The sequence below is a fragment of the Adonisia turfae CCMR0081 genome (assembly GCF_011009555.1).
GTDB classification, from domain to species: domain Bacteria; phylum Cyanobacteriota; class Cyanobacteriia; order Phormidesmidales; family Phormidesmidaceae; genus Leptothoe; species Leptothoe turfae.
Genome location: NZ_QXHD01000004.1, coordinates 3206839 through 3213034, shown reverse-complemented (window position 1 = coordinate 3213034; position 6196 = coordinate 3206839). Strand labels below are relative to the sequence as shown.

Sequence of the window (6196 nt, the reverse complement as noted above, 5' to 3'; positions counted from 1 at the left end):
CCACCCGACCCGGTATAGTATTCGCCACATTGGGTGATAGCTGCATGGCACCGACCGTAGCTACCTGTTCACCGTAGCCATCACCGGTTTTATTACCGAGGCGATTCACCGCCAAAATAATTTGGGAGGCGGCCACCAACGCATCTTGGCGCATGGGCATTGGCGTTGTCCCCGCATGGCTAGCGGTGCCATCAATCGTAATCAAATAACGACGCTGACCCACAATGCCAGTGACTAAACCCATGGAATTGCCAGCAGCCTCCAGCACGGGTCCCTGTTCAACATGAAGCTCTACAAATGCAGCCAGACCATCCGTATCGCGTTTGGCTGAGGGCAGTTGTGCCCAGTCTCCACCAATAAAATTCACCCCCATATCAATGGGTTCATAGTGGGGATGCTCATAAAAGCTCGGCTCCAGATTGGCTTTACCCGCCATGGCCTTACTCCCAATCATGGTGCGTTCTTCATCGGCAAAGACGATCACTTCGATGGGATGATCGGGACGAATGCCCTGGTCATACAGAGTGCGAGCAACTTCTACACCCGCCAGTACGCCGTAGGTGCCATCGTAAATACCGGCATTGGGCACCGTATCCAGATGGGAGCCCGTTGCCAGAGCCGGGGCTTGAGGAAAACGGCCTGCGTAGCGACCAATTATATTGCCTGCCGCATCAATGGTGACGGTCATGCCTGCCGCTTCCATCCAGCTGCGGACTAGTTGTCGGCATTCACGGTCCTCTGGGCTAAAGGCAAGTCGCCGTACCCCACCATTGGGTAAGGCTCCAATGGCTCCTACATCGGTCATCATTTGCATGAGGCGCTCCCCATTGACCGTCAGTGTATCGGCAGGTGCGATGTGAGTAGATGCAATGATGTTCAACATAAGTGGTGTGTCCAGCCAAATAAACTCGACAAGCTAGTAGCAGTGAGTGATCACCCCAACCTTAACTTGTTTAAATTATTTTTATTTTATAAATGCTTATGTCAGGTATCTGTAACGCCAGTTACCCCGAGATGATGGTGGCCCCACCCAGTACAGGTTGAGAAATTGATTAGAGCACTTCACCCACCATGGGGTTTTCCTTGAAATGAAACCCTATGGGGTTTAATAAAACAGCTAACACTGTGGTCACAATTTAAGGAGAGAGCATCTATGGCTGATAGCGAAACTAAAGTCGTATTTATTTGTGGTTCAGCCCTACGGGGACAGCCGGATCATGGCAATCTTCAAGCTGCCACCTTTGTAGGAGAAGCGAAAACGACAGCCAGCTATCGACTGCATTCTATCAAAGATGGATGGCATCCAGGCATCTATGCCGTGGACTCGGGAGGCATTTCGATTCCCGGTGAACTGTACGAATTAACGGCGGAGCAATATGACTATCTGGTGTCTACGGAGCCGCCGAACATGTATCCGGCAGAGGTGAGTTTGGAGGGTGGAGGACGTGCGATCGCAATGCTATACCCCCAAGCTCTTATCGAAGAAAACAACTGGCCCGACATCTCTCACCACGGCAGCTGGACTGCATACAAAGCCTCTCAACCGTAATCGGAAGGTGGGGGGTGCCCACGCCATTCAAAGCCATCTAAAAACAGATCTCTCGTAGAAGAAACATGAGCAAAGTACTCATCAAAGGTGGCCGTATCGTCACCGCCGTTGACGACTACTCCTGGTAGACTACTCTCTCTTTGAGGGCCGTGAAGTGCAGGGCAAAGTGAAAAAAGTCTTTTTAAGAGGAGAGATGATCGTTGATGGAGATGATTGGCTGGGGAAAGCTGGTATGGGACAGTATTTTAGCCGTGCCGCCTCAGGTCGATTTTTATAAAACCTGCCAGGCAGGTTTTATAAAAATAAAGGCGGATAAGTACACGGTGTAATTTCTACAATCGTTCTGGTCACAAGGGCTTATGGAGACTCCTAAGGAAATCGCATTGCATGTCATGGAAAAGGATGACAACCATAGTGACGGGAAACTTCAATCCATTAGACATCTGATGATGTGTGCGCGCATGACCCAGGAAGGGGTCTTCCAACGTGAGCGTGAAATTAGCTTTTACGAACACAGAAAGCTGTTAAATCAACAATTAATTGAGTCTGACAACGAAGCGCTGATCCTCTTAAACGCAAAAACTATTGTTTCTCAGGTCCTATATGAGACTGATATTCCATCGAAAAATGATGTACAAGCTGTGGAAACCTACAAAAAGGTAGTGGATGAATATTCCCACTATCTAAAGGTGTTATCTCTAAGTGACCCGCTAACTCCTGAGACCCCAGTAGATAGGGGCAGACGTTCTTCAGGCGGCTTCTAGCTAACAAATATAAGAAAATATAAGAAAAGGGCGCACAGTCTGTGCGCCCCCAAAGAAGTTTTTGTAATTGGTATATCCGCCCTGATTGTAAAACTTGATTAAGCAACCGTTTTCCTACGGTTCCGCTTAGCCATCCAGGCAGCAGTCCCTAAGAAACCTAGAACAATTGACGGCTCTGGCACATCCTGCACATCGCTATCATCAACTGTGGCCAATAGCTGTGGAGTACTTGATGATACAGAGGTCGTGGGTGAAGACGTTACACCAGTTAGTGTGGCCGTTGAAGTTGACTTTGTGGCAGTCCAGTTTTCGGTCGCGGTGACCTCTTCCTTAGTGGCCTCTTCCTCGGTGGCATAAGCTCTAGTAAAAAGCTGCTCTTCCTGACCATCCGTTGTTGCCCTGGCACTCAGTGTGCCCCCAGTGACATCAAACGATATGTCATCCGCTGAACCATTGGGATTGAAGCTTAGAAACTCAGTGTTGGCGGCAAAAGTAGTGTTGACCGTTGCCAAACTCAAGGTTTCTAAGGATGGATTGATCTGCTGTACAAGTAATGCAGCCTGGCGGAGACCACGGATAGCATTGCTGGTGTCTTCACTAAATTCAATTGCAGAATTAGCGAGCAAATCACCCGTAACGGTAACCAATTCGCTGAGCACAACACCGATGCCATAGCTAACATTCCCCGTTAGGCTACAGTCAGCTAACAAACAGCTACTGGCTACCTTCTCTGAATAACCATTAATGAGCACAGAATTGGCCTGATTGTCGTAGGTGATATTAAACGGGCTAGGATTCTTGGGGTTACCCGCTACATCAAAAGATTCAGACTTGAGAATGCCTTTGCCAGTAAATTGAGTGATGGTAAAGAGATCATCAATGGACTGTAGAGCTTGCTCAGAGGTTAGTTCAAAGTCACCCAGCAAAGAGTCCAGTGTGGCTTCGTAGGAATTACCTAGTGCCGCACCGATAAAGTCATAGCCAAGCTCGATCTCACCATCGGTAAATTGATCGGGGTCATCTAAAACGATGAAACTGCCTGTAACATCATCTGCATCAATATTAAAACTGTCTGGTAAGGTAACGCCCGCCCATGTGAGCCCTGCTAAAAATGGGCTAACTCCTACGTCGGCAGATGTATCTAGCTGAAAATTAAAGGATAGGGTGCTTGCATGGGCAGGTGCACCAGCTATTAGGCCTATGGCTGAAAGGGTGGCTCCAGCAGTAATGATTATCTTATTCAAAGTGCTCACGTCTCCACGTAAAAGCAGATTACGGTTTCCAGGTGTCCCCATATTCGCCTTTAGCGTAACTAAATTACTTTGAAGTTATTTAGAAGTTATTCCTGGTTTTTCCTGAAGCTTTAGTTAAACGACGACTGTTACTGTTCGTTACAGTTGCAGTTCATTACATATTTTTCGCTTTGACACAGCACTCGCTGTTCGTAACCTCCCGCCATTCCTAAAGGATTGCGATAGGCTTGGAGCATGTTCATATGTGGGAGGTCAGTTTGATGGCTCGATTTGCAATGGCAGCCCTATTGACGGCTGTATCTGTAACTGGTTTGACCGGGTTAGCGTTAGCAGAAGATGTGACACGTCAGCCTGAGACGATGCCGGTGGTGGCTCAACTTCAACTTCGCGATCGCACCGTAACGATCACCTCCCACCCCGAGGGATACCTTTACTCAGTCGCTGACGAGTCAGGTGCCGTTCTAAACGCTGCATTAACCGAACAAGAAATTGCCGAGCAATATCCTGATCTCTTCGATCTGTTGCAGCCTGCCGTAGCCGATGATGGCAATGCTGAACTGATGATGCTCGCGCCCATCGTCCAATAACCTTCTAAGCAAGCGTAAGCTTTGTAACAAGATGCCGTGGGGGATAAAAACACTGCATAAGATCGAGGCATGATGGCTAAGCCCAGCTGTTTCTGTATCCGGTGAACGGCCATGGTGAAAAAACTCGTTCTTCTCTGTTTAATCGGAATTGTGGGAGTAGCTGTGTTTTTGGGTCCCCAGTGGGCCTTCGCTTCGCCTGACGCCACACTGACAACACACTGGATCGCTCAAATGGAAACATCTTCTGCCAACGTTCCCCAAGAACAACCCAGTCAAAAGAATACTAATCAACAAGACACGCAGCCTGCTGCTGAGAAAACACCCCCTAAACAGACAACAACTGAGCAGCAATCGTCTGAGCGCTCTCAGTCTAAACCGTTTAACCCCTACGATATGAAGGCACTTAAACGATTTGATGCCGGTGACCATCGAGCTAAATAGATAGATCGAATATTGCAAGATAGTCACAAGTTGTTTGGGGTAGGCACGAGGCACTACCCCTACGAGTATTTATCAATTACCCCTTATCCACAGGTGGCTGCGCCGCCATTGTCCATCTCGACGACACATTCAGGGGGGGGCACACATTGTGGAGCATCAAAGTTAGCTGGCGCTGGTAATGGCTTGGCGGGCTCGGCACAGGGTTCACAGCCGTTGCTTCCCACCTGGAACTGAGTCATCATGTCATGATCTTCATGCACCAGATTGTGGCAATGGATCATGTATTTGCCTTCGTGGGGGCCAAAGCGACCAATCATTTCCACCGTTTCAAAGTCATTGACAAAGAATGTGTCTTTTTGCCCCTGCTCATAGGGGGCAACCGGAGTACGGCTGCGGCTCAGTAAACGGAAGTGACCCAAATGAATATGGATGGGATGGACCCAACCCCCGGTTGCGGTGAATCGCCAAATTTCCGTGGCACAGGGGTCAACAAAGGCATCGACTCGATGGGGGTCCCAGGCTTTACCGTTAATCAACCAGCGACCAGCTCGATCAAATCGGAAGTTCCGTTCCGCTTTCACTTCGGATAATAGGGTTGCCATGGGGGTCAATGTTGTCAGCCGCTCTGGTAATGGAGGATTGTCTTGGGCTCCTCCACTCACCTGGAAGCACATGATCTGAGTGCTGCGCAGGTTACCGTCTATGTTGCCAAAGAAAATTGGGTTGACTAGCAGTACCTCTTTACCTGCATAGTCGGCAAAATCAATCACAAACTCATACCGTTCAGCCACCCCTACCCGCAGGTTATCCGTGGTAACGGGGGCACTCAATAAGCCGGAGTCACTGGCAATCACCTGTAACATCACGGGCTCCAGGGAACCATCGCTATGTTTGACCCGAGCCTCTAAACTTAAGGTGCGTGATGGGCCGCCATTTAAGACTCGAAACCGGTATTTACGATTTTTCACCGCTAGCCTGGGCCAGGGTACGCCGTTAACCAGAACAACATCGTCATAAATGCCTCGATGGGCTCTGTCGTTGAATACAAGCTCACCCTCGGGGGTCAGGCGCTTATCTTGAATAATTAGGGGAATGTCATAGTCTCCTTGGGGGAGCAGTTGTTGGTCATCCGGATTACAGAAGTCTTGGGCGTCGTACTCAACAATGTACATGCCGGCTAAACCCATGTAGACATTGCGGGCCGTGTGCTCAATAACGTGATCGTGATACCAGAATGTAGCGGCTCTATCGTTAGGGTAATAATAGTCTTTATAGTGCTGGGTTGGAATAATATCTTCGGCATACCCATCGTATTGAGGTAACGATGCTACACCGTGTAGATGAATGACGGTGCTGATGCCCCTGCCCTGATCATCATTGCCCAGCTGATTAACAAAACGTACTACAGACCCCGTATCTTGGCGTTGTCGAATCAGTGGCCCTGGCACTTGCCCGTTATAGGTCCACATGGTGGTTGGTTTACCGGGTAAAATCTCCACCTGGGATTTTTGCATGGTGATGGTATAGCCATCTAAGCCAGATGTGACTGACTTAGACGGCAGCACCTGCATAGGTTCAAAAGGACGATCAAAAAGAGGAAGA

At 48.9% G+C, this 6196-nt stretch carries 8 protein-coding genes; 5 read left to right on the top strand and 3 right to left on the bottom strand.

The window, feature by feature from the left end:
* The coding region (locus DXZ20_RS18075; RefSeq protein WP_163703531.1) for a Zn-dependent hydrolase at positions 1 to 883 on the bottom strand (883 nt) is incomplete at its 3' end.
* A gap of 270 nt (positions 884 to 1153) precedes the next feature.
* Between DXZ20_RS18075 and DXZ20_RS18070 the strand changes: the two genes are divergently transcribed.
* The 3 genes from DXZ20_RS18070 to DXZ20_RS18065 all read left to right on the top strand — a co-directional run bounded on the left by DXZ20_RS18070 (position 1154) and on the right by DXZ20_RS18065 (position 2313).
* Entirely contained in the window at positions 1154 to 1549 is a 396-nt protein-coding gene (locus DXZ20_RS18070; protein ID WP_163699650.1) for an allophanate hydrolase-related protein, read from the top strand.
* Positions 1550 to 1749: 200 nt separating this feature from the next.
* Positions 1750 to 1878, top strand: coding sequence for a hypothetical protein (locus tag DXZ20_RS38530; protein WP_348918707.1), 129 nt, complete (start codon positions 1750 to 1752; stop codon positions 1876 to 1878).
* Between the two features lie 30 nt (positions 1879 to 1908).
* Positions 1909 to 2313, top strand: coding sequence for a hypothetical protein (locus tag DXZ20_RS18065; protein ID WP_163699648.1), 405 nt, complete (start codon positions 1909 to 1911; stop codon positions 2311 to 2313).
* A gap of 98 nt (positions 2314 to 2411) precedes the next feature.
* Here the strand turns inward: DXZ20_RS18065 and DXZ20_RS18060 are convergent, their stop codons facing one another.
* The gene (locus DXZ20_RS18060) at positions 2412 to 3557 is read right to left on the bottom strand and encodes a PEP-CTERM sorting domain-containing protein (RefSeq protein WP_163699646.1); all 1146 of its coding nucleotides are present in this window, start codon (positions 3555 to 3557) and stop codon (positions 2412 to 2414) included.
* Positions 3558 to 3826: 269 nt separating this feature from the next.
* Here DXZ20_RS18060 and DXZ20_RS18055 point away from each other — a divergent pair, with 269 nt between their 5' ends.
* Positions 3827 to 4153: a hypothetical protein gene (locus DXZ20_RS18055; protein WP_163661783.1), complete on the top strand. Its 327-nt coding sequence runs from the start codon at positions 3827 to 3829 to the stop codon at positions 4151 to 4153.
* 111 nt (positions 4154 to 4264) lie between these two features.
* Positions 4265 to 4594 carry a hypothetical protein gene (locus tag DXZ20_RS18050; protein WP_163666463.1) on the top strand — a complete coding sequence of 110 codons (330 nt, stop codon included), beginning with the start codon at positions 4265 to 4267 and terminating at the stop codon, positions 4592 to 4594.
* Between the two features lie 83 nt (positions 4595 to 4677).
* On the opposite strand, the gene DXZ20_RS18045 is transcribed toward DXZ20_RS18050, so the two are convergent.
* On the bottom strand, positions 4678 to 6196 hold a 1519-nt coding region (locus DXZ20_RS18045; protein ID WP_163703530.1), incomplete at its 5' end, for a multicopper oxidase family protein.